We start from the raw sequence: 23,353 nt of genomic DNA, 5'->3' as shown, positions 1-23,353 counted from the left end.
TTATCGATGGCAAATTTCGGCATACACACAAGTTCGGCAAATATCTTTATTTTCTACCTGATAAAAAGGAATATCCTGATTAAAAATCTCTTCCAGCAATTTTTTTAAGCCTTCAACAAATTCAGCTTTAAACATTCTGTAATCATCAACACGAACGGCGTTTCCACGCCCTTCTTTCTGAGCTAAGGTACAATCAAACCCATCGTTAAAAAACTCTTTCAGACTGTATATTCCAGGAGAAATTGCTACACTTGGATTGTAATTTTCATCGTAAAACAAGCAATAGAGCAAAGTTTGAAATGCCGCTTTATTTTTATTTTTTCCTTCTTTCTCGAAAAGAGAAGCGATGTCTTTAAAAATAAGATCAGCCTTACCGGTTTTGTAATCCAAAATGCGAATGGTATCATTCAATTTGTCTACTCTGTCAATCAATCCGCTAATGTTTACCTTTCGATCGGCATTCTCCCCTATTGGCATTTGAATCTTATATTTTCCCTCCAAAGAAACAATTTCAAAGGGTGCAAATTTCTGATCCAAAATCAATATCCGATCAATAAACTTCTTTAAGATATCGAAAACAAGAAGGTTTCTGCCGCCAATTTCCATTGGCTGCTCCTTTTTTAGCTGAAAGTAGATGCTTCGAAAAGCATCTTTCAAAACCTGATCCAGCAAAACTTTGTTTTTCCGCAATCCTTCCAAATCTTCTTTCCGAATTGTTTTGCCACTAAAAGGCTTGTACAATTCTTCCAAAACCGAGTGAAATAAATTCCCGAAAGTTGGCGGATCGATCTCTTCCAAAACCACATCGGGCTCTTTTAAACCAGCCAAATATTTAAAATAAAAGCTTAGGCTGCAATTCATATAAGTATTTAAGGCAGACGGCGAAAAACTCTTTATTCCATCACCACAATACTTGCTTAGGTAGGTTTGAATTCGTTCGTTTTTAACCACGCTAATCGGCTTGGTTTCCTGCAAAGAAATATTGTAGGACGGACTGTTCTCAACAATCTCAAAATCTGATTCGTATTTCAGCTGATACAAAAAGCGACTCATTTCACCAGTGCGAATCCCATCACTTTGAGTGCTGTACAGCAATTTAAGATCTTCAACACGTTGAATTAACCGGTAAAAATAGTAGGCAAAAATAGCATCCTGATGGTCGATTGTCGGCATTCCAAAGCCTTTACGTAAATGGTAGGGAACAAAAGAATTTGCAGCTCCTGTTTTGGGCAATTTCCCTTCGTTCATCGAAAGCACGACAATCTTTTTGAAATCGAGCAATCGTGTTTCCAAAATTCCCATTACCTGCAAACCAGCCAAGGGTTCTCCTTCAAATGGAATGCTCAGACTTTGTATCATTTTATCCAGAATCTTATAAAAAGTATCCTGCTTTAGTTCTATTTTGTGCTGATTTAATAAAGAATTGAGACGTTTTATTGCCAAAAACAAATGATAGATGTATTCCTGTTCAATTTTATCTACCAAGGTTTTTTCCTCGTTAGTCGTTTCTAATTTCTGATAAATTCCCTGAAGCAATTCGAGCAGATATATTGAAAATTGCTCTACACTACTCACCGGAGAAAAAAGCTTTTCCAAAACGGAATCACCCTTAATTAAACGTTGCGGAACTTCAATTCTATTGGTTGTTAGAATATCCTGTGTTATGGAATGCGCCAATTCAGGATTAACAGAATTCAAATATTGGTGATTCAGAAGAGACAATACCTGTTTGTGATGAAACGATACCTCTCCATTGGATTTTTTCACACTTTTTTGAAGATCGATCACCAAACGCAGCAAACTTGCCACAGGCGTGTTTTTGGCAGGATATCCCATGGTTACATTCACATTCTTTGCAATTTTAGGAATGGAATGCAATACCGGAAGCAACAACTCCTCATCGGCCAAAACAATAGCCGTTTCCTCTAAAGCATCCTCCGAATTCCTACAGAATTCCTCAACCACAGCGTGGGCATACTTCGCCTGTCCCACTTCCGACGAGAGCGAAACAAATTCAACTTTTGTTTGATTGTTCTTTATATTATCGAAGCGGATATTGGATTTTGGTGCCGGAAACCGTTTGATATTTTCGCGCAGGAACAATCCGGCTTCATGATAAGGATTCTGAAGATATGATTCGTCGTAATCCCAATAAAAATCAGCCTTATCCTGCTTTTTCAATTCATCAAACAAATTTTCTTCGCAACGGTTTAGGGCATTAAAACCAATGAAAATAATTCGTTCCTCTTTGATCGTAATCTTTCCTGATTCCAGCTCATCAACCAATTTTCGGGAAGCCATTCCTTCATAAGCCAATCCCTCTGCTTCCAGCTGATTTCTAAAATCAGAATAAATAGGATACAGATTTTCCCATAGCTTCACAAACTCTTTTTGATGCTCTGAATATTTCTCGGGACGGAATGAACTCCAAAATGATTGAATGGCAACAATCTGTTCTTCCGTTAAGTAATCGAACAGATTATCAATCTCTTTTTCCTCCGCTAAATTCTGAAACAAATGTTTTGCATTCACACGATATTTATCCAAATCGTCGAAATCGCCCAAAAGCATTTCTCCCCAATGGTAAAACTCATCGAAACTTTCCGACACATCCATTTTTTGAATGTAGATTTTATACAAGCGAAAAAGCAAACCCAGATTATCCTCGGTCTGCAACTGAGAATGAGTTTTAAAAAAATCATTAATGGTTAAAATCCTGGGGGCCCAAACTGGTTTTTCAATCAATTCATTTAAATATTTTGAAAAGAATAAACCTGCACGGCGATTTGGAAACACCAACATGCAATTGGATAAATTACTGCCGTATTTTTCGTACAGCTCGCTGGTTAATTCGCGTAAAAATGAGTTCATTGTTTAAGTAAGATTTGAATGAAAGATGTGAGATTATTGTCGCAAGTAGGAAAATACAATCTCGATATTCGGAGACTCGTGCATCCCATTGGGATTCAAACCCGGTTTTCCTTCCGGGATATCTACCCCTAAGTTTTTGTAATATTCAATCCAAAAAGGAAGAAAATCACCGGTTTTAGCATCTTTAAAAGTCATCGGGTTTAACTGGAAGATTTCAATAGAATCTCCGGCATTTACAAATAGGTCATAAATCAGCTCAGAGCAATAGTAGGTTGAGTCTCCCATGATGTAAATATCATCGTATGGTTTTCCAATCAGCTTCCCTCCCGACTCCAGAGATTTATCAATAAAAGCAGTAAATTCAGGCTTTAGCCTTCCCACCTCAACTTTTGGTTTTTGGTCAGCAGTTGTACTTCGCTGTAAAAAATCAGTGAGTTTGGTGTAGGTAACTCCTTTTGAGATGGCCTCTAAAACCACAGTATCCCCGTTTGAATGAATATCAACAATCCCAACATGCGAAAAGCTCAGATTCTTATCTCCTCCTGTTACTGATTCTATCGCATCTGAAATAGAATCAGCATCCAGATCCTGAAAAAGAAGATCTCCTTTTTCGAGAGCAAAGCGAGGTTTTTTTTGTAAATTATGACAGGCCGTGAATGGAGCACCAAGTGCCAAAACAATCAAAATACGGAGAAAATACATCTGTGAGGTTTTACATGTTTGTCTTAAAAAATCTAAAGTAATTCGAACAGGCATCAAATAAAAGAATTGTGCTGTTTATTTTTAGTAATGTTAAATCAAAACATCTTATAGAAAAACTCTATATGGATATCTGTAAAAAAAATGATCTTTTTATCTTTTATTCGTTTTTGATATCACCATAAGGCTTAAAAATTAATACATTTGTTTAAGTAACAACGATAATCAGACTAAGTACAACGAACAATTATATGGATAAATTTAGCTTTTTGGGTAACAGTGAAATCGAATCTATCGACCAACTTTACCAATCCTATAAGAATGATCCTGAATCTATTGAAGAAAGCTGGAGGCAATTTTTTCAGGGATTTGATTTTGCAACAGCCAAATTTCCAATTAAGGAACAAACGGCCAACGAAAATATTCCTGCCGCAAATCCGACGAGTAAGGAATTCAATGTTATGAATCTGATTCATGCCTATCGTCAGCGCGGACATCTTTTTACCAAGACAAATCCGGTTCGGACCCGACGGAAATATTTCCCAACACTCGACATCGAAAACTTTGATCTGTCAGAATCAGATTTGGAAACTGTTTTCCATGCGGGTACTGAAATAGGATTGGGAGCTTCCAAATTAAAAGATATTGTCTCCCATTTGCAAGAAACCTACTGCAAATCGATAGGTGCAGAATATGTTTTTGTACGTCATCCTCAAATGATGCGATGGCTGCAAAGCAAGATGGAAGGTACTAAAAACACCCCGAATTTTAACGATGAGCAACGCAAACACATCTACTATCATTTAAAACTTGCCGTTGGTTTCGAAAACTATATTCACAAAAAATTTGTCGGTCAGAAACGCTTTTCCCTCGAAGGAACAGAAACCTTAATTCCTGCTTTGGATGCCATGATTGAACGTGGTGCTGAGCTTGGTGTTCAGGAATTTATCTTCGGGATGGCTCACCGGGGAAGATTAAATGTACTGGCCAATATTTTAGAGAAACCTTACGCCAATATTTTCAAAGAATTTATGGGCGAAGAGTTCGAAGAAGACATTGCTTTGGGGGATGTAAAATACCACCTGGGATATGGAAATACGGTAAAAACAGATGATGGAAGTAAAGTAAAACTTCATTTGGCACCCAACCCTTCGCATTTGGAAACTGTTGGTGCTGTTGTTGAAGGAATTTCACGCTCGAAAATTGATAACGACTACACCGGCGATCAGGACAAACTGGTCCCTGTTATCATTCATGGTGATGCGGCTATTGCAGGTCAGGGAATTGTGTACGAAACAATCCAGATGTCGCAGCTAACCGGATATAAAACCGGAGGAACCATCCATTTGATCATCAATAATCAGGTAGGTTTCACAACCAATTATCTGGATGCCCGGTCGAGCACTTATTGTACCGATGTTGCAAAGGTAACCCGTTCTCCTGTGTTTCATGTAAATGGTGATGATGTGGAAGCTTTAATTTTCACAATCAAACTGGCTATGGAATACCGTCAGGAATTTAACTCTGATGTTTTTATAGATATTCTTTCGTACCGAAAATTTGGTCATAACGAAGGGGATGAACCCCGTTTTACCCAACCAATTTTGTACAAAGAAATCGCAAAGCATAAAAATCCACGAGATATTTATGCCGATTTCCTGATTGAAAAAGGAATTTATACCAAAGAAGAGATTAAAAACAGCAACGATGATTACAACAAGCTTTTGGACAAAGATTTTGAACTGTCTAAAACATTTAAGAAGGTAATTATACAGCCTTTTCTGGAGGATTACTATAAAGACATACGATACTCAACCCAGGAAGATTTTGAATCTTCTCCTAAAACAGGAGTTGCGAAAAAGACTTTGCTTGAGTTGGCCGGGAACATTACCAATTTGCCCGATGATTTTACTTTCTTCAAAAAGATTGGGAAGTTAATGACCGATCGCAAAAATATGGTTGAGAATGATGAATTGGATTGGGCCATGGGAGAATTGTTAGCCTACTCAAGCCTGCTGGCAGAAGGAAAAAGTGTTCGTGTCAGCGGACAGGATACGGAAAGAGGTACATTTTCGCACCGGCATGCCGCTTTGGTGATTGAGAACTCAGACGAGAAATATTTCCCGCTGAAAAATATCAGCCCCGAGCAAGCACCTTTCCACATCTACAATTCATTGCTTAGTGAATATGGTGTACTTGCATTTGAATACGGATATGCCTTGGCGCATCCTTCCGGACTGACCATTTGGGAGGCTCAGTTTGGTGATTTCCATAATGTGGCTCAGGCGGTTATCGACCAATACATCAGTGCTGCCGAAGACAAGTGGGGCATAAAAAATGGTTTGGTGATGTATTTGCCACATGGATACGAAGGACAAGGCGCAGAACATTCGAGCGCAAGAATGGAGCGCTTCCTTACTCTATGTGCCAACAACAACATGCAGATGATAAACCCAACTACACCTGCAAACCTGTTTCACATGTTACGAAGACAAGTGAAACGTGACATACGGGTTCCGTTAATTTGCTTTACGCCAAAAAGTCTGCTTCGTCATGCAAAATGTGTTTCGAAAATGGATGACATGGCCAAAGGTCAGTTTCAGGAAGTAATTGACGATAACAATATTATTGCTGAGGAAGTTCGCCGTGTTGTATTCTGTTCCGGAAAGATCTATTACGATTTACTGGCCCGAAAAGAGGAATTGTTTGCTCAGGATATTGCCTTGGTTCGCGTGGAACAGTTGTATCCGTTTCCTGATAAACAGGTTGATCAGATTTTGAGTCGATATCCAAATGCCCTTCTTCATTTGTGGGTTCAGGAAGAACCGGAAAACATGGGAGCCTGGCAGTTTATCAACTACAAGTTTAAAAACAAAGATGTTAAATTGGTGCCTGTAGCACGCCAGGCCAGTGGCAGTCCGGCAACCGGATTGAATAAAATTCACCTGGCAGGGCAAAACGAAATCATAAACAAGGTATTTCGAAAATGCAATTGCGATCGAAAACTGAAATATTGCGGGTTGCAATGTGTAGAAGGCAGTTCTCATGCAGACATCCTTCTTCAGCACGAATATTTCGAAGAAAAGAAAAGTAAGTTGCTAATGTAAATCAAAATACCCAAGTAAAAAGTACAAAGTATCAAGACATGCAACTGGTTTAGTTGCTTTTACCCGATGATAAAACAATAATACAATAAAGATGATCGAAATAAAAATACCTAGTCCCGGAGAATCCATTTCCGAAGTAGAAATAGCCAACTGGTTTGTAGCAGATGGTGACATTGTTGAAAAGGATCAGGAAATTGCAGAAATTGAATCGGATAAAGCCACTCTGACTCTTATTGCTGATGAAGGTGGTAAAATTCAGATTATGGCGCAGGAAGGCGATACGGTTGCTGTTGGATCTGTTGCCTGCAGCATAGACACAAGTTTTGCAGGAGAAGCATCTGCTTCCTCTGCTCCTAAAGAAGCTAAAAAAGAAGAAGTTCCTGCTGAGAAAACGGCTCCTGCAGTTGTTGCAGCATCTAAGCCAACAAATTCTGAAACGTACAAGGATGTTAAGATTTCGCCCGTTGCAAAAAAGTTAATGGAAGAAAATCACCTTTCGGTTGATGATGTAATTGCAGGCATTCAACGTTTGTCGAAAAAAGACATTCAGGCAGTAGTCAGTAATCCTGGCAATCAGGCAGCAATTCCAGCGCAAAGCAAAGGCATTTCGAGAGAAGTGAAACGCACAAAAATGTCGAATCTTCGGAAGAAGCTGGCCACCCGTTTGGTTTCCGTAAAAAATGAAACGGCCATGCTGACTACTTTTAATGAAGTTGACATGAGTGCGGTAATGGCATTGCGCAGCAAGTATCAAAAGAAATTTGTAGAAACCCACGATATTAAGCTGGGCTTTATGTCCTTCTTTACCAAAGCGGCTTCGGAGGCTTTACAACTTCACCCTGCAGTAAATTCGATGATGGATGGTGAGGAAATTGTAAGTCCTGAATACACCGATATTGCTATTGCAGTGCAAACACCAAAAGGGTTGATGGTTCCGGTAATCCGAAACATCGAAACTTTGAGTTTGGCAGATATTGAAAAGGAATTGATGAGTTTGGCCAACAAAGCCCGTTCGGGTAAAATTAGTCTGGACGAAATGACCGGCGGCACTTTTACCATTACCAATGGTGGTGTATTCGGATCTTTGTTGAGTACTCCAATTATCAATCCGCCGCAATCGGGTATTTTGGGCATGCACAATATTGTGGAACGACCGGTTGCTGTCAACGGCAAGGTAGAAATCCGCCCGATGATGTACATCGCCCTGTCCTACGATCACCGGGTAATTGATGGCAAGGATTCGGTTGGTTTCTTGGTAAAGATTAAAGAAATGATTGAGAATCCTCAGAAAATGCTGTTCGGAGGCAAAGATCCGGATTCATTGTTATTGGAAATATAATCTCCCGATTATCACCTTTCAATGAAAAGAAAAATTTATAAACCGGAGGTCAATACAGCTTCCGGTTTGCATTTAGAAAAAAACGCTGCCCCTATCAGGAATTGAACATACTCTCTAAAATAGCTTTCGACCTCTGGGATAACTGTATCAACTTCCTTTTATTAACACAACAAATAGCATGTTTAAACGACTAAAGAATATTGACAAAAAAGGTTACAAGCCACAATACGGTGGATTGGACATATTCAAATACATTGGGCCCGGACTATTGGTAACTGTCGGCTTCATCGATCCGGGCAACTGGGCTTCTAATCTTGCTGCAGGAGCAGACTATGGTTATGCGCTGTTGTGGATGGTGAGTCTTTCTACCATCATGCTGATATTTTTGCAGCACAATGTAGCGCATTTGGGCATTGCAACCGGATTGTGTCTTTCGGAGGCTGCAATGATACATACCAAACCTTTCTATTCAAAATTCATTCTTTCATCAGCTATGCTTGCCTCTATTTCAACCTCCCTGGCCGAAATACTAGGCGGAGCCATTGCTCTAAATATGCTTTTTGATTTGCCCATGCGGGCCGGAGCTTTTCTGGTTACCGTATTCGTACTAATTATGCTGTATACCAATGCATACCGGATGATTGAAAAATGGATCATCGCATTTGTATCGGTGATTGGTCTGTCGTTTTTTTATGAACTTTCGTTGGTAGATATTGATTGGAACAGTGCCATGACAGGATGGGTAACCCCCAGCTTTCCTGAAGGTTCGATGATTGTAATTATGAGTGTATTGGGAGCCGTTGTAATGCCTCACAACTTATTCCTGCATTCCGAAATTATTCAAAGCCGTCAATGGAACCGGGAAGATGAAAAAGTGATAAAAAAGCAATTGAAATATGAGTTTATGGACACATTTGTGTCGATGATAATAGGCTGGGCAATAAACAGTGCCATGATTTTATTGGCGGCCGCCACCTTCTTTAAAACAAAAACTCCGGTTACCGAATTGGAACAAGCCAATCATTTACTGGCACCTCTTTTGGGTGAGCATGCCGCATTTGTATTTGCCATAGCTCTTTTGTTCGCCGGACTGGCATCTACCATTACCTCGGGAATGGCTGCCGGATCGATATTTGCAGGAATGTTTAAAGAACCCTACGATATTAAAGACAATCATTCCCGATTGGGGGTCGCCATTTCGCTGATAGTTGCATTGGTAATTATCTTTTTTATCTCCAATCCTTTTCAGGGATTGATTATTTCGCAAATGATATTGAGTATTCAGTTACCATTCACCATTTTTTTACAAGTATACCTAACCTCATCACCAAAAGTAATGGGCAAATACAAAAACTCGCCCCTATCGAAGTACACACTTTATGCCATGGGAGGAATAATCACCCTGCTTAATATTGCCCTTTTCGTTAGCTTTTTCTAAACACAAAACAACGAGCGATAATTGTAATGATCATCGCTCGTTTTTTTATGCTAAAACATTGCCCTTTTGGGTCTGATTCACTCTTCCAAACAAAACGCTGACGGGGATTAAAACCGCCCTTAGGTTTCCACCATAAAAAAGCCCCGGTAATTGTCATTCTGAGCGAAGCCGAAGAATCCGTTTGATTAATAAGGAGATGTTTCACCCCACCCAGCATGACATCTAAACATTGTGTTCCCTCTGATCAGGATCACAAACCAGCATTTCCTTTTTTCCATATCCTTTACAGCAAAATCAGTCAAATTAATCTTCCAAACCCACAGGAACCTGATCAATTAAAAAACGACCTACTCTCCTGCTTTTATCATCGGCTGGTCATCAACCGGACGACTTTAGTGAGGCAACTGGAAGAAGAGGCCGGAAGCTGCAAAAGGAAACTCGGTTTCAATTAAAAAAGCAGGTGTTAATTACCATACTTGCAGTCGCATTATACAATCCAATAAAAGACGCTGAATTTAACAAAATCTGATATTTTCAGAAAACCACGTGTGGTTTCGATGCAAACCACACGTGGTTTCATCCAAAAGCACGTGTGGTTTTGAGTAAAACCACAGCAGGTTTCGGGTAAAACCACAGCAGGTTTTTATAAAACCCGAGGACGAAGAATGAGGACATGGCAATCTCATGATAAATGGACGGAACATGCAGATAACATATCTGCGAAAGCAGGAATTTCAGGCTGAAGGCCTGACAGAACCCAGCCACCAGGAAATGGAGACATGATGATTAATCGGGAGGGATTCGACCGCATTATGACAAAAAAAAGCATGGCAAGGGCAAGTGCTGATGTGGGCTTACTAATGACCGCCTATAACCTACGTCGTTTAATCAATATAATTGGCATTAAAACCCTCATAAAATGGGCTCTACAACAATTATCTTATTTTCTTGAAATTATGTTGCTGTTAGAGATAAATGTGACCCAAATAAGAACCTTAATTCTATTTCCAAATAAAATGATTTTCAATTTTTATGTATGCTTAAAACCGCTATATTTAAGACTTAATTGAGCAGTTTTATAAGTTTTTAGACAGACTGCCGTTGTAGCCAATTATACAGACTGAGCACACAAAGATTAAATATTGACATGAAACCTAAAGAAGTATTTATAGAAGCTGTAAATAAATTTCTGAAAGAAAAGCTCAAAGAGAAGGGATTTATGTTCTCCGACTCATAATTGAAATTTACGAAAAAGTTAAAGGACGGACTTATTGGTGAAATTGGGCTTTTGGGCAATGTCATATAGTCTATCTTCGAGAAAAAATATAATCTTCCATCAAGATAAAAACGCAAACGAGCATGAAAAATATAGTTGGTTTATTTATCACTTTGACAAGTTTTACAATCTCAGCACAGCAATCGAAATTTACAGATGTTTATCCGTTCATCGAAAATACAGCGGTATTTGAAATCAACCAAACTGAAGGTCACACGGTTTGTATTCCTTTTAAATCGGTTGGTGAAGCATTAAATCTTCAGAAATCGAAGTCAGAAAATGTGCTTTCGTTGAATGGAAGGTGGAAATTCCATTTTGCCAATACTCCGGAAGGTACACCTAACGACTTTTTTACATCAAATTTTAATGATCAGAAATGGTCTGAAATTACAGTTCCGTCGAACTGGGAAATGCAGGGTTTTGGCGATCCTTTGTTTCGAAATGTTGCACAACCGTTTCACGCCAATCCGCCTTTTGTTCCGCGTGAATACAACCCGACTGGCTCGTATCGCAAAACATTTACCATACCGGCAAATTGGAAAAGCAAACGCATTTTTTTGCGCATGGAGAAAACCGCTTCGGCATCGTTTGTCTGGATCAATGGACAGGAAGTTGGCTACAACGAAGGTGCGCACGAGTCTGCTGAATATGATGTTACCAGTTTCCTGAAACCAGGAAAAAATACCATTGCCGTCAACGTAATTAAATATTCAGATGGTGTGTATCTCGAAAGTCAGGACTATTGGCGCCTGGCTGGTATTTTCGACGATGTTTGGTTGTACGCAAAATCGGATGTGCATCTCTTCGACTGGTATGCCACTACCGACCTGGACGAAAACTATGAGAACGCAAAACTGAATTTGCAGATTACGGTAAATAACCAATCGAAAACCGATAAACAGAACTACAAGGTTCGAGCTTCGCTGTATAATTCAGACAATGTGTTGGTTCAGAATTTTACTTCTGATGCAGTTCAAATAACTGCTGATAATAAGCAAATTATTACTATTTCATCAGAAGTATTAAATCCTAAAAAGTGGACCGCAGAAACGCCCAATCTTTACCGGTTAACCCTGGAATTAATCAATGGCGAAGGTAAAACCGAAGAGATAATTGCCGGTCGCATTGGCTTTAAAGAGACTGAAATTCGCCATCAGGTTTTTTATTTGAACGGAAAAGCAATCAAACTGAATGGTATAAACTCGCACATGCAACATCCCGATTTGGGGCACACCATGGACGAAACGACCATCCGGAAAGACTTTGAAATACTAAAGCAATTCAATATCAATTGTGTGCGAACTTCACACTATCCTCCGGTTTCAAGATATCTGGAGTTGGCCGACGAATATGGATTGTATATTATTGATGAAGCAGGAGATGAAGCTCATGCAACTGAATATTTAAGCGATAAAACTGAATGGGAGCCCATGTACCGCGAGCGGGTGCGCAAAATGGTGTTGCGCGACCGGAATCATGCCAGTATTCTGTTTTGGAGCGCCGGAAATGAAAGTGGCGAAGGGAAAAACATTTGTGCAGTGATTGAAGAAGGAAAAAAATACGATACTACCCGTTCTTGGATGTATGGCGGAAATGCTTTTTCACACCCTTGCGAAGAGATTATCGGCCCACGTTACCCATCACCTTTTGAACTCAAAAACCAAGTGGGGATGGTACCTGAAAGTGTGGATTCGCGACCATCGTTTATGGACGAATACCTTTCCGTTGCCGGAAATGCCGGTGGTGGACTGGACGAATATTGGGATGTGATTTACGAATATCCACGCATCATGGGCGGAGCAATCTGGGATTTTGTGAGTCCAGGCTTGCGCGAGCCAGTTCGCAAATTGACAGATTCTTCACCCAACAAGGTAGCAACTCACATCATGGGAAGAGCCAAACTGGTTGCCGGGCACGAAGGAAAAGGCATAGATCTTAACGGTCACGATCAGTGGGTGGAAGTTTATCAGGATAAAAATATTGAAATCTCTGGTGATGAACTAACAGTTTCGCTTTGGATTTTTCCACGCGATTTAATGAAAATGGGTGGAACACTGCTCACCAAAGGAAACTATCAATTTGGGTTGCAGCAAAATGGTGACAAATCACTTGATTTCTACATCAATACTTCAAGAATCTACAATTCGAAAAAAACAGTCATCAGTGCTGAATTACCCCGTGATTGGACACAAAACTGGCATCATGTGGCAGGTATTTATAACGGGAAATCGATGTCACTATTTATTGACAATAAAAAGGTGGCTGAAGAACCGGTCACCGGGAACATTACCAATTTTCCTTTTCCTCTTAATGTGGGCAAGAATGCAGAGACACATGGTCAGCATACCTCCGGTTATTTGTGCGATGCCATTATCGATCAGGTGGGTATTTTCCCAAAAGCGATTGAAATCAATGATTTATTTGCAGCAAAACCAGACTTGAAAAATCGTGCAGCTTTGTGGCTCGATTTTGAACAGGAGCAAAACGAAGGCGAGTTTTTCAGCTATGGAATTGGTGCGCGTACCTATGGAAGTATTTTTCCTGATCGTATTCCGCAACCTGAGATGTGGCAAATGAAAAAGTCGGCTCAACCCATTTCTGTAAAATGGAGCAATGCCGAAAAAATGGAAATTGAAGTGCACAACCGAAACTTTTTTACCAATGCGAATGCCTTTGAAGCACGATGGAATCTGGAGGAAAACGGACTATCAATAGCTTCCGGAAAATTGGAGGTGGATGTGGAACCGGAAGCAAAAAAAATCTACGTGCTACCTATCTCAAAGCCTCAGCTAAAAGCTGGTGCAAGCTATTTGGCAACAGTTAGTTTTCATTCGAAAGAAGCTACACAATGGGCGCCGAAGGGTTTTGAACTGTATTGGGATCAATTGGAATTGCCATGGTTTGTTCCCGCCGATAAAAAATTGGTACAGCAGCAGACCAATCCTTTAAAAGTGACAGAAAATGAGCAACATTTGATTGTATCCGGAGTAAATTTCGATTATGCCTTTAATAAAGCCGATGGACAATTGTACTCCATGAAATACATGGGTACAGAATTGCTGAAACAGGGAGCGCAACTCAATGTTTGGCGTGCACCTCTGGCAAACGAACTGGACGACTGGACCGCTGGTTCAGGCAGAGCCGAGGGCTACGGAAGGATGGTTGCTAATTCATGGTATGCCATCGGTTTGGATAAGATGAAGTCAAAACTTGAATCATTTCGGATTGAAAATAAGGCTGAAAATGTAATTGTCAATATTCGTGAAATTGCTCTTTTTGGAAATGCCGGCAATGCAGGCTTCGAAAATGAAATGATTTATACAATTTCGCCCGACGGTGAAATTAGTTTACAGCACACGATTAATCCGAAAGGAAAAATGCCCATGTCGTTGCCACGCATCGGGACAAAATGGGTTTTCGATGACCAAATGCAAAATGTTGAATGGTTTGGACGTGGGTCGCAGGAGAATTATCCCGACCGCAAAACCGGCTACCGTATTGGGCTTTATCAGTCGACCGTTGATGAGATGTTTGTACCGTATTTGATTCCTCAGGATTGTGGCTTACGCACCGACAACCGCTATGTGCGACTGACAAATGCTGAAGGAATAGGAATTGAGTTTTCGGCAGCAGAACCATTCAATTTCAATTGCTATAATTACAGCACCGAAAATTTGTCAAAGGCAAAATACACCTATCAATTGATCAAATCGGATGGTGTAACATTCAATTTCGACTATCAAACTACCGGGGTAGGATGTACGGCAATAGGGGTGATTAATAAATATCAAACCGTTCCTCAAACCATACAGTTCACAAGTTCGATAAAACCATTTAAAATCAATAAGTAAGCCAGATAATATTTAAAATAATAAGAGCTATATAATGCTTAACTATATGACATTGGGCTTTAGGTGTTCAAAAAATAACTGGCTACAGTCGAATAGCCCGCCCCGCTAGTAATCACTAGCAGGGAGAGGCTTTCACACCACCTTTATATTTACATTATTAAATTAGATAAGAATTTAAGTTATCCGAAAGAGTAAAGGTGAACTAGTCACACCACTTAGCTATGGGCTAATATTAAGGGAACCGAACCCTTTCTTTAAATATAATGTAATAACACCATGCCCGCATCCGCGGGTTAAGATTCCGATAGCTATCGGGAGCAGTGGAAACCCCACAAATAATTAAAAATTGGTAATTAATAATGGGTAATGAAATGTAAGAGCATGCTATGGCGTTCATGAAAACACTGACGGGGATTAAAAACCGCCGTCAGGTTTCTGCAATAAAAAAGACCTGTCAGGTTTTGGAAGCCTGACAGGTCTAAATAAAATATCATTAATACGAATTAAATTTTAGCGTTTACCATGGCTACAATCTCGTTTTCAAGAGCAATGGCTTTGTCAACAATTGCCTGTCCTTTGGCGATGATATCGGCAGCCCAGGCTTTATCCTGCAAATCGGCCGCGTTAATTTTCACATTCATGAAAGCACCCAAAACTCCCGAACGGGCCGCCAATGCGCCAACACCAGCATCGGTTACCGAATTAGGATTTCCAATTTCGGCCATTGCTTTGGCAACATCCATCGATCCCAAACACAGCTCCATGGTTTGAAAAGGAACCATAGTCGCGAATTTTGTGGCCTCTTCCATAGCCTCGGTGCGGGCAGTTTTCTCGGTATCAGTGCCTTTTGGCAAACGAATGGCATCCATAATTTTATTAAAGGCATTGGTGTCCTCATCAACCAAATGAACCAGCTTTCTGTGGTACGATTTGCCTTGCTCGGCCCAATCGGAGAACTCTTCCCAACGATCGTCCCATCCTGGCTTGTGAGCCGACAGGTTGGCAACCATTGAACCCAAAGCAGCACCCATAGCTCCCATGTAGGCAGAAATTGATCCGCCACCCGGAGCCATCGATTCTGAAGCTGTTTCCTCAACAAACTGAGTCAGATTCAGGTCAACCAGTTTCTTCTGCTCTTTATCTTCGAGAATGTATTCGATAATTTTTTTGTCGGCATCGAATGGATACAACTCATCCAATCCAAGTGATTTAACGGCTATCTTAATAATTTCGCGGTCGGCAATACCGGTTGAACGTTCCTGCATACGAAGGTAATGCTTACCGGCATCCAACATTGCTTTTAAGGGCACAACACCTACCAGCTCCGATCCGGTAACACGGATACCACGAGCCTGAGCTTTGGCGCAAACCTCGTCGAATGCTTTGTGAATAGAGGTTACCGTAAGGTCGGTCATGTTCATAGAAATCTGGGCAACGCCAAATTCTTCTATGAACCATCCGATTGCCTTAGTGGCTTTAAGGGTTCCGGGAATCATTACAGGATTTCCTTTTTCGTCGGTCACTATTTTTCCCGTTGCCGGATTTCCTTCGCGCAAGGTACGTCCACGCTCGCGCACATCGAATGCGATGGCATTGGCACGACGGGTTGATGTTGTATTTAAGTTGAAATTGTAGGCAATTAAGAAGTTACGTGCTCCTACTGCTGTCACCCCGCTTTTTGCAACGGCTGACGTAAAGGCTGATGGTCCGAAATCGGGTTTCCACTGCTCGGTACCGATTCTGTCTTTAACGGCTTCGTACTCGCCTGCACGACAAACAGCCAGATTTTTACGCTCTGGTATTTGCGCTGCACTTTCGTAGCAATAAACAGGAACACCTGCTTCTTCGCCAATGCGTTTCGCTAATTTGTGTGCGTAGGCTACAGTCTCTTCCATAGTGATGTTGGCAACCGGTACCAAGGGACAAACATCGGTAGCTCCAAAACGCGGATGCGCACCCGAGTGCTTACTCATATCGATTAACTCGGCTGCCTTTTTTACAGCACGAAAGGCTGCTTCGCAAACCTCATCGGGCGTACCCACCATAGTTACTACGGTACGGTTGGTTGCTTTTCCTGGATCAACGTCGATTAAACGTACGCCTTCAACAGATTCAATTTCGTTGGTAATCTGCTTAATGATATTCATGTCGTTCCCTTCAGAAAAATTAGGAACGCATTCTATTAGTTTTTTCATTATAGTGTAATTGTTAAATCAAGTTGTTAGCTACCTGATCGTATTTTAAGTATTTGTTTGAATTCTGTTTAATTATTTAACCACAAAGAGCACAAAGTACTTCACAAAGGGCTCAAAGTTTTTTCGATAATTTATTGAAAAGAAATTTAAAATCCCCGAATTCTATCCTCTTTCACCTCATCCTCCAGCCCCTTCTACTAAAGGCAAAGGGGAATTTTACTTCATTTATCTATTACACCTCCACCCAATCAAAGAATCTTTCCCTTGTAAGGGAAAGTGCCGATCCCAACATTCGGGAAAAGGGTGCTTTATTAGTTATAAATAATCACCCCTCTGTCCTTCGGACATCTCCCCTTAAAAAGGGAGAACTTAACTTGCAACTTCACTTCTGTTCCCTCTCCTTCAGGAGAAGCTTAGGTGAGGTGTTTTTAATTATTCGCTCCTCTAAACTTGAGAGATAGCCTTACAACACTTTTCCGCGTAAAATCACTACGTCAATCAGGTTGCTCCCGTAGGCATACGGCATGTACTCCACCGAAGGAATTTCTTTGGTGATGTAAACATTGGCAATTTTCCCTTTGGCAATGCTTCCCAATTCATCCTCAACACCCATGGCATAAGCCGAATTTAAGGTGGTTGCATTAATTGCTTCCTGTGGCAGCATTTTATAATTGATACAGGCCAGCGACATAATAAATTTCATATTTCCCGATGGCGACGATCCCGGATTAAAATCGGATGCCAAAGCAACCGGTAATCCTGCATCCATCATTTTACGCACCGGCGAACAAACCATGTTTAGGAAAAATGCCGCTCCGGGCAATACCGTAGGCATGGTTTCCGATCCTTTTAAAGCTTCAATTTCGGCATCGCCAACAAACTCTAAATGATCAACCGAAAGTGCATTGTACTTCACTCCTACCTGAATTCCGCCTGAATAATCCAGCTCATTGGCATGAATTTTAGCTCGCATGCCATGTTTCATTCCTGCATTTAAAATCCGGTCGGTTTCCTCAACCGTAAAAAATCCCTTGTCGCAGAAAACATCAATATAGTCTGCCAAATCTTCCGCGGCAACCATCGGTATCATTTCATTAATTACCATATCAACATACTCAGCTTGTCTGCCAATGTATTCAGCAGGCACAGCATGTGCTCCCAAAAAGCTCGATTTAATGGTCAAAGGTGTTGATTTCTTTATGCGCTTAATCACACGGAGCATTTTCAACTCATCGGCAACCGTTAAACCATAACCACTTTTAATTTCGACAGCTCCGGTTCCCGATCCAATAATCTCATGAATGCGCTCCATGGCTGATTCGAACAACTCTTCTTCCGTTGCTTCGTGCATCAATTTGGCCGAATTCAAAATTCCACCACCGCGTTTGGCAATCTCTTCGTACGATAAACCTTTAATTTTATCGGAATATTCAATTTCACGACTTCCTGCATACACCAAATGAGTATGCGAATCGCAGAAACTAGGAAAAACCATTCGCCCGGTAGCATCATACTCCTCAATACAATCAAAACCTTCCTTATCATCAAAGTCAGGAATGTCTTCCATCTTACCAAAATCAGTAATTTTATCGCCTTCAATCAGTAAGTAGGCATCATCAATGCAATTCAAATTGGCCATATCGGTTCCGGCAACCCACTTACGAGCTTCCGTATCAACCTGAACTAATGTTTTTATATTACTTATCAGCAACTTCATGTTATAGATATTTGATATTAGATGTGAGACATGAGAAATTCCCATTCTCTGTTTTTTCTTAACTCAATATTTCTTTCCGGGCGTTTCCCTCCTTGGGTCGGGTCAGGCTTTTCACTTCTACTCCTCGTCCTTCCCCGCAAAATCCAACACAACCCGGGGTATCCGTTTCAATCCTTAACGCACTGTATCATTGATCAGCCCACCAACTTTCAGCTACTGCTTTTCACAATCTAAAAAGTTGGGAAATCACAATGCAAATATTAGGGAAAAATGGGCAATTTACAAACCTTTTCGGTATGCTTTTAAAATAAATTCAAAGCTTCCATTCTCTTCATATTTTTCTATTTTTACACATTCAATTTTACAACAACAAACAAAACTTACAACAAACCTACAAATCATGTTTAAAAAGATACCTCATACTTATGTTATTGTATTCGCTATAGTCGTTCTATCAGCCATTCTCACCTGGCTGATTCCGGGGGGCGAATTCGAACGAACTACCGTAAATGTTAATGGAACCAACCGCGAGGTTATTGTACAGGATTCCTACCAACAAATCGAGAGCCAGGGGCAGTCATGGGAGATTTTCTCTTCTTTTTTTAAGGGATTTGTTGATAAAGCAGACATCATCATGTTCATTCTGGTAATTGGTGGTGCCTTCTGGATCATGAATGCGAGCAAGTCAATCGATATTGGAATTTACTCCTTTCTCGAATTCACCAAGAAACTGGAGAAGAACAAACTGATCCGGAAAATTGGAGTCAACAACATTATTCTCACTCTAATCATGCTCATATTTAGCATTTTTGGTGCCACCTTCGGCATGAGTGAGGAAACCATAGCCTTCACAATTATATTTGTACCCATGGCCATTAAAATGGGATACGATTCAATTGTTGGTGTAGCCATTTGCTTTGTTGCTGCCGGATTAGGTTTTGCCGGAGCACTTTTAAATCCATTCACCATTGGCATTGCACAAGGATTATCAAACCTGCCATTGTTCTCAGGTATCGAATACCGATTATTCTGCTGGCTAGTCATTAATGTGATCGGTTTTGCCTTCATCTTACGATATGCGGCCAAAGTTCGCAAAAATCCTGCAAAATCGTTGGTTTACACCGATGATGAATACTGGAGAAAGCATCATAATACCGATATGGAGACTATTGAATATTACACGCCAAAATCAGCATGGCTAACCTACATCGTTCTGCTGGTTTCCATGATTGGCTTTTCCTACTACTATCCTGTTAGTACCCTGAAAATCGGAAACTCTGAAAGTACTTTTATGGTGTTGCCAATTATCACGGCTCTATTTGCCATTTCAGGGATAATGTCATTGCGTAAATCGGTTCATTTTTATATCCTAAACCTACTTCTGTTCACAATTATCTTCCTGATTGTCGGCGTAATGGGCTACGGCTGGTACATCATGGAAATTGCCACCCTTTTCTTTGCCATGGGAATCTTTTCAGGAATTGCCTTTAACAACACAGCCAACGAAATCACTCAACTTTTTCTTGACGGTGCCCGCGATATTCTTTCTGCAGCCATGATTGTTGGATTGGCGGGCGGCATCCTAATCGTTCTGGAAGAAGGTCACATTATCGATTCCATCCTTTACTACATCTCTCAATCGATGAACGATTTTGGAAAAATGGCTTCAGTAAGCATGATGTATCTGATTCAAAACATCATCAACATTATCATTCCATCCGGTTCGGCAAAAGCAGCTCTTACCATGCCTATGATGTCGCAGTTCTCCGATTTAATAGGTGTATCACGCCAGGCAACCGTAATGGCTTTCCAATTTGGTGACGGTTTCACCAATATGATTACGCCAACCTCCGGTGTTCTTATCGGCGTACTGGGTGTTGCCAAAATTCCTTATGACAAATGGGTAAAATGGATCGGCGGTTTTATGGCTATCCTGATTTTATTGGGATTATTACTATTAATCCCGACCGTTACTATGGAGTTGAATGGGTTTTAATGCTATCTTAATTCAAACACAAAATAAGGGCCTCAATTCGAATTGGAGCCCTTATTTTAACTTTAATCCGATAATTTTAATCCGCCTCTGAAATTGCTTCAACCGGACAAACTTCGGCACAGGCAGCACAATCAATACAAGCCTCTGCATCTATCACATAAATATCTCCTTCCGAAATTGCATCTACCGGACATTCATTTATACAAGAACCACAAGCAGTGCAGTCATCTGAAATAATATAAGCCATAATTTTATTATTTAAATTAAAAAGTTATTGAATCAACTCAATCTGATTTAAATCAATTTACCACTTGCCTTTTTTGAAAACAAGATGTAAATATCTCAGTGCATTATTTAGATTAATTCTAAATATTCACAAGGAGGATAAACTATATTTGGAATTTGAATTGAATACCCTTGCTATAGCATTTGGAATGATCTTGCTTGCCGGGCTACGAGAATGGAAAATGCAATTGACTTCATCACCAAACGTACAAACACTAAATTTCCGGCACTTTCCCCAAGATTCTCTGCTATAGTAATGATTTACGTATCACTAGCAGAAATATTTCAAAAAGCAAAAAAAATGCATTAATTCTTGATCATGGTGAAGTTACCGATATCTGGCATAGGGTTATCTCATTTTTTGTGGAATATTGTTTATTGCTATTTACGGCTTAATGGCTGTTATGGCATTTCACTTACTCCGATTTCTTATAACAAGAGAGTAAGAGTCTCAATCGGACGCTTTTTCTTTTTTCTTTTCTTCCTTCTCAAAATATTTACAATACTCTTTAATTCCGCACGCTTTACATTTCGGTTTTCGTGCCACACACACATACCTACCGTGCAGTATTAACCAATGATGAGCTGTTGCAATATATTCCTCAGGAATAAACTTCACCAATTGTTTTTCTGTTTCCAAAGGTGTTTTCGAATTTGTAGTTAACCCTATTCTTTCAGAAACCCTAAAAACATGTGTATCTACAGCCATAGCAGGCTTATCGTAAACCACCGAAGCAATTACATTTGCCGTTTTCCTGCCAACCCCTGGTAATTTCTGCAGTTCTTTAATATCATCGGGAACAATCTCTTTATAATCCGCCACCAGCATTTTCGCCATCCCCAGCAAATGTTTCGCTTTGTTATTTGGATAAGAGCAAGAACGTATTAAATTGAAAACATCATCTTGAGTTGCATGAGATAATTCAAAAGCAGTAGGATACTTTTCAAATAAAAACGGAGTCATCATATTAACTCTTTTATCCGTGCATTGAGCAGACAAAATAACAGCAACTAATAATTCATATGGATTGGAATAATGCAACTCTGTTTCTGCAACAGGCATATTTTCTTTAAACCATGATATTATATTCTCAAATCTATCTTTCTTTCGCATAGTCAATTTATCCTTTCTGATTAATATTCAATTTGTAAATCCATCATGTCTATTTTCAAATTAAGGTTCTCAAATAAAAATAGCCCTCATCTATCTTTGGATCATACGAATTTAATAAAGTCAAAGAATTATACCCCTTCGTAATTGTAAATTCTGAGATTATACGAAATTTAATAGATCTTCCTGCGAAACAAAAAGACAATAAATAAATTCAAATCACCCATCATCAATAAGACCTAACAACACCTTTCCCACATGCTTAAACAACACCATTAATACACAAAAATTCAAAAAACTTACACTAATGTGAAATAATTCACATTTCAACACCCACAATTAATTTTACACATAACAAATTTATTGTAAATTCACGTCAACTGAAACCATAACAAGGTATTAGACTGATACTCTTGATATTTTTACTGTTTCAATAAAACTACAAAACCATTATTACAAACTTTTAACAATTTACTTATGAAAAAGAATTTAATCAGAATCACCTTACTCTCTGTATTCACATTGAGTTTCCTGTTTTTAACACCTTCATGTACTAGCAATGACGATTCTATTGCAAATCAAGAGCAAATCCAGGATGAAAATATCATCATAAACTCGGGTTATTTGCCACTTCCAATTGAGCAATACAATAAAATTCCCAGTGCTAAACAAATCAGCACAACTAAATCTTACCCTCTTTCAGTAAACCTTTCCTGTCCTCCAATTCTTAATCAAGGCGGAGAAGGATCCTGCGTTTCGTGGGGAGTTGGATACGCTGGGAGAAGTATTAGCTGGCAAGCTTTATATGGTGGTTCATACAACTATAGCGCAAATATTTTCAGCCCTGAATACATCTACAATCAAATTAAAATTACCGACTGTGCCAGTGGCTCCTACGTAACTGATGGTTTAGATTTGGTTGTAGACCAAGGAGTTTGTGTTTGGAATGATATGCCATACACTGATATTTCCTGCGATGTATATCCGGACAATTACCAAGTATTGCAAGCAGCAAATTACAAAGCAGCAAGCTATAATACAGTGCCAAAAACAGTCGATGCATTCAAAGACCAACTTGCTGCAGGCAAACCAATTGTTGTTGGCGGACCTGTTTATCGTCAGTTTTACTATTTGGGTTATAATGAAATCCAAACCAAAACAGTTAGAAATTACGGCGGACATTGTTATTGTGTTGTGGGTTACGACGACAGTAAAGGTGCTTTTCTTGTAATGAACTCATGGGGAACAAACTGGGGAACCAATGGATTTGGATGGGTTTCCTACAGCATCATGACCAAAGTATGGTCGGAAGCATATGTACTAAACGAATTATAAAATTGAAATTGTAGTCATTGAAACAAAGTCAGTTATATCCTGCTATTTATATAATAGCAGGATTTTTTTATGCCCAATAAGGTTCTCTCTGCGAGTGTAATTCACCCCCACCTCTACAAGTTAATTCTAATTC

Annotated in this window: 12 protein-coding genes; 6 read left to right on the top strand and 6 right to left on the bottom strand. The window is 39.8% G+C overall.

The window, feature by feature from the left end:
* Together QUH73_RS06575 and QUH73_RS06570 are read right to left on the bottom strand one after the other, a co-directional pair.
* Positions 1-2,871 (bottom strand): PD-(D/E)XK nuclease family protein, encoded by a 2,871-nt coding sequence (locus QUH73_RS06575; RefSeq protein WP_289529643.1) that lies wholly within the window; start codon positions 2,869-2,871, stop codon positions 1-3.
* Between the two features lie 33 nt (positions 2,872-2,904).
* Complete coding sequence (locus tag QUH73_RS06570; protein ID WP_289529642.1) at positions 2,905-3,573, bottom strand: YiiX/YebB-like N1pC/P60 family cysteine hydrolase; 669 nt, start codon at positions 3,571-3,573, stop codon at positions 2,905-2,907.
* 248 nt (positions 3,574-3,821) lie between these two features.
* Here QUH73_RS06570 and QUH73_RS06565 point away from each other — a divergent pair, with 248 nt between their 5' ends.
* The 4 genes from QUH73_RS06565 to QUH73_RS06550 all read left to right on the top strand — a co-directional run bounded on the left by QUH73_RS06565 (position 3,822) and on the right by QUH73_RS06550 (position 14,581).
* Positions 3,822-6,677: a 2-oxoglutarate dehydrogenase E1 component gene (locus QUH73_RS06565; RefSeq protein WP_289529641.1), complete on the top strand. Its 2,856-nt coding sequence runs from the start codon at positions 3,822-3,824 to the stop codon at positions 6,675-6,677.
* A 91-nt stretch (positions 6,678-6,768) separates the two neighbouring features.
* On the top strand, positions 6,769-8,016 hold the full coding sequence (gene odhB, locus QUH73_RS06560) for a 2-oxoglutarate dehydrogenase complex dihydrolipoyllysine-residue succinyltransferase (protein ID WP_289529640.1): 1,248 nt from the start codon (positions 6,769-6,771) through the stop codon (positions 8,014-8,016).
* A gap of 178 nt (positions 8,017-8,194) precedes the next feature.
* Positions 8,195-9,454: an Nramp family divalent metal transporter gene (locus tag QUH73_RS06555; protein WP_289529639.1), complete on the top strand. Its 1,260-nt coding sequence runs from the start codon at positions 8,195-8,197 to the stop codon at positions 9,452-9,454.
* Positions 9,455-10,813: 1,359 nt separating this feature from the next.
* Complete coding sequence (locus tag QUH73_RS06550) at positions 10,814-14,581, top strand: glycoside hydrolase family 2 TIM barrel-domain containing protein (RefSeq protein WP_289529638.1); 3,768 nt, start codon at positions 10,814-10,816, stop codon at positions 14,579-14,581.
* 503 nt (positions 14,582-15,084) lie between these two features.
* Here QUH73_RS06550 and ftcD read toward each other — a convergent pair.
* Both ftcD and hutI read right to left on the bottom strand, forming a co-directional pair.
* Entirely contained in the window at positions 15,085-16,776 is a 1,692-nt protein-coding gene (gene ftcD / locus QUH73_RS06545; protein WP_289529637.1) for a glutamate formimidoyltransferase, read from the bottom strand.
* 463 nt (positions 16,777-17,239) lie between these two features.
* The gene (gene hutI, locus QUH73_RS06540; protein ID WP_289529636.1) at positions 17,240-18,493 is read right to left on the bottom strand and encodes an imidazolonepropionase; all 1,254 of its coding nucleotides are present in this window, start codon (positions 18,491-18,493) and stop codon (positions 17,240-17,242) included.
* Between the two features lie 400 nt (positions 18,494-18,893).
* Here hutI and QUH73_RS06535 point away from each other — a divergent pair, with 400 nt between their 5' ends.
* Complete coding sequence (locus QUH73_RS06535; protein WP_289529635.1) at positions 18,894-20,489, top strand: YfcC family protein; 1,596 nt, start codon at positions 18,894-18,896, stop codon at positions 20,487-20,489.
* Positions 20,490-20,565: 76 nt separating this feature from the next.
* On the opposite strand, the gene QUH73_RS06530 is transcribed toward QUH73_RS06535, so the two are convergent.
* Entirely contained in the window at positions 20,566-20,736 is a 171-nt protein-coding gene (locus QUH73_RS06530; protein WP_289529634.1) for a DUF362 domain-containing protein, read from the bottom strand.
* A 489-nt stretch (positions 20,737-21,225) separates the two neighbouring features.
* Positions 21,226-21,888 carry an endonuclease III gene (gene nth, locus QUH73_RS06525; RefSeq protein WP_289529633.1) on the bottom strand — a complete coding sequence of 221 codons (663 nt, stop codon included), beginning with the start codon at positions 21,886-21,888 and terminating at the stop codon, positions 21,226-21,228.
* A 474-nt stretch (positions 21,889-22,362) separates the two neighbouring features.
* On the opposite strand from nth, the gene QUH73_RS06520 reads away from it, so the two are divergent.
* Positions 22,363-23,220 (top strand): C1 family peptidase, encoded by an 858-nt coding sequence (locus QUH73_RS06520; RefSeq protein WP_289529632.1) that lies wholly within the window; start codon positions 22,363-22,365, stop codon positions 23,218-23,220.
* Positions 23,221-23,353: the final 133 nt, after the last annotated feature.

Source organism: Labilibaculum sp. K2S, assembly GCF_030372765.1.
Taxonomy (GTDB): domain Bacteria; phylum Bacteroidota; class Bacteroidia; order Bacteroidales; family Marinifilaceae; genus Labilibaculum.
This window is presented reverse-complemented; position numbering and strand designations above follow the sequence as displayed.

Excerpts from the sequence above, each read along its gene's own strand:
- QUH73_RS06575 (WP_289529643.1), bottom strand. The coding sequence starts at position 2,871 with ATGAACTCATTTTTACGCGAATTAACCAGCGAGCTGTACGAAAAATAC.
- QUH73_RS06570 (WP_289529642.1), bottom strand. The coding sequence starts at position 3,573 with ATGTATTTTCTCCGTATTTTGATTGTTTTGGCACTTGGTGCTCCATTC.
- QUH73_RS06565 (WP_289529641.1), top strand. The coding sequence starts at position 3,822 with ATGGATAAATTTAGCTTTTTGGGTAACAGTGAAATCGAATCTATCGAC.
- odhB (WP_289529640.1), top strand. The coding sequence starts at position 6,769 with ATGATCGAAATAAAAATACCTAGTCCCGGAGAATCCATTTCCGAAGTA.
- QUH73_RS06555 (WP_289529639.1), top strand. The coding sequence starts at position 8,195 with ATGTTTAAACGACTAAAGAATATTGACAAAAAAGGTTACAAGCCACAA.
- QUH73_RS06550 (WP_289529638.1), top strand. The coding sequence starts at position 10,814 with ATGAAAAATATAGTTGGTTTATTTATCACTTTGACAAGTTTTACAATC.
- ftcD (WP_289529637.1), bottom strand. The coding sequence starts at position 16,776 with ATGAAAAAACTAATAGAATGCGTTCCTAATTTTTCTGAAGGGAACGAC.
- hutI (WP_289529636.1), bottom strand. The coding sequence starts at position 18,493 with ATGAAGTTGCTGATAAGTAATATAAAAACATTAGTTCAGGTTGATACG.
- QUH73_RS06535 (WP_289529635.1), top strand. The coding sequence starts at position 18,894 with ATGTTTAAAAAGATACCTCATACTTATGTTATTGTATTCGCTATAGTC.
- QUH73_RS06530 (WP_289529634.1), bottom strand. The coding sequence starts at position 20,736 with ATGGCTTATATTATTTCAGATGACTGCACTGCTTGTGGTTCTTGTATA.
- nth (WP_289529633.1), bottom strand. The coding sequence starts at position 21,888 with ATGCGAAAGAAAGATAGATTTGAGAATATAATATCATGGTTTAAAGAA.
- QUH73_RS06520 (WP_289529632.1), top strand. The coding sequence starts at position 22,363 with ATGAAAAAGAATTTAATCAGAATCACCTTACTCTCTGTATTCACATTG.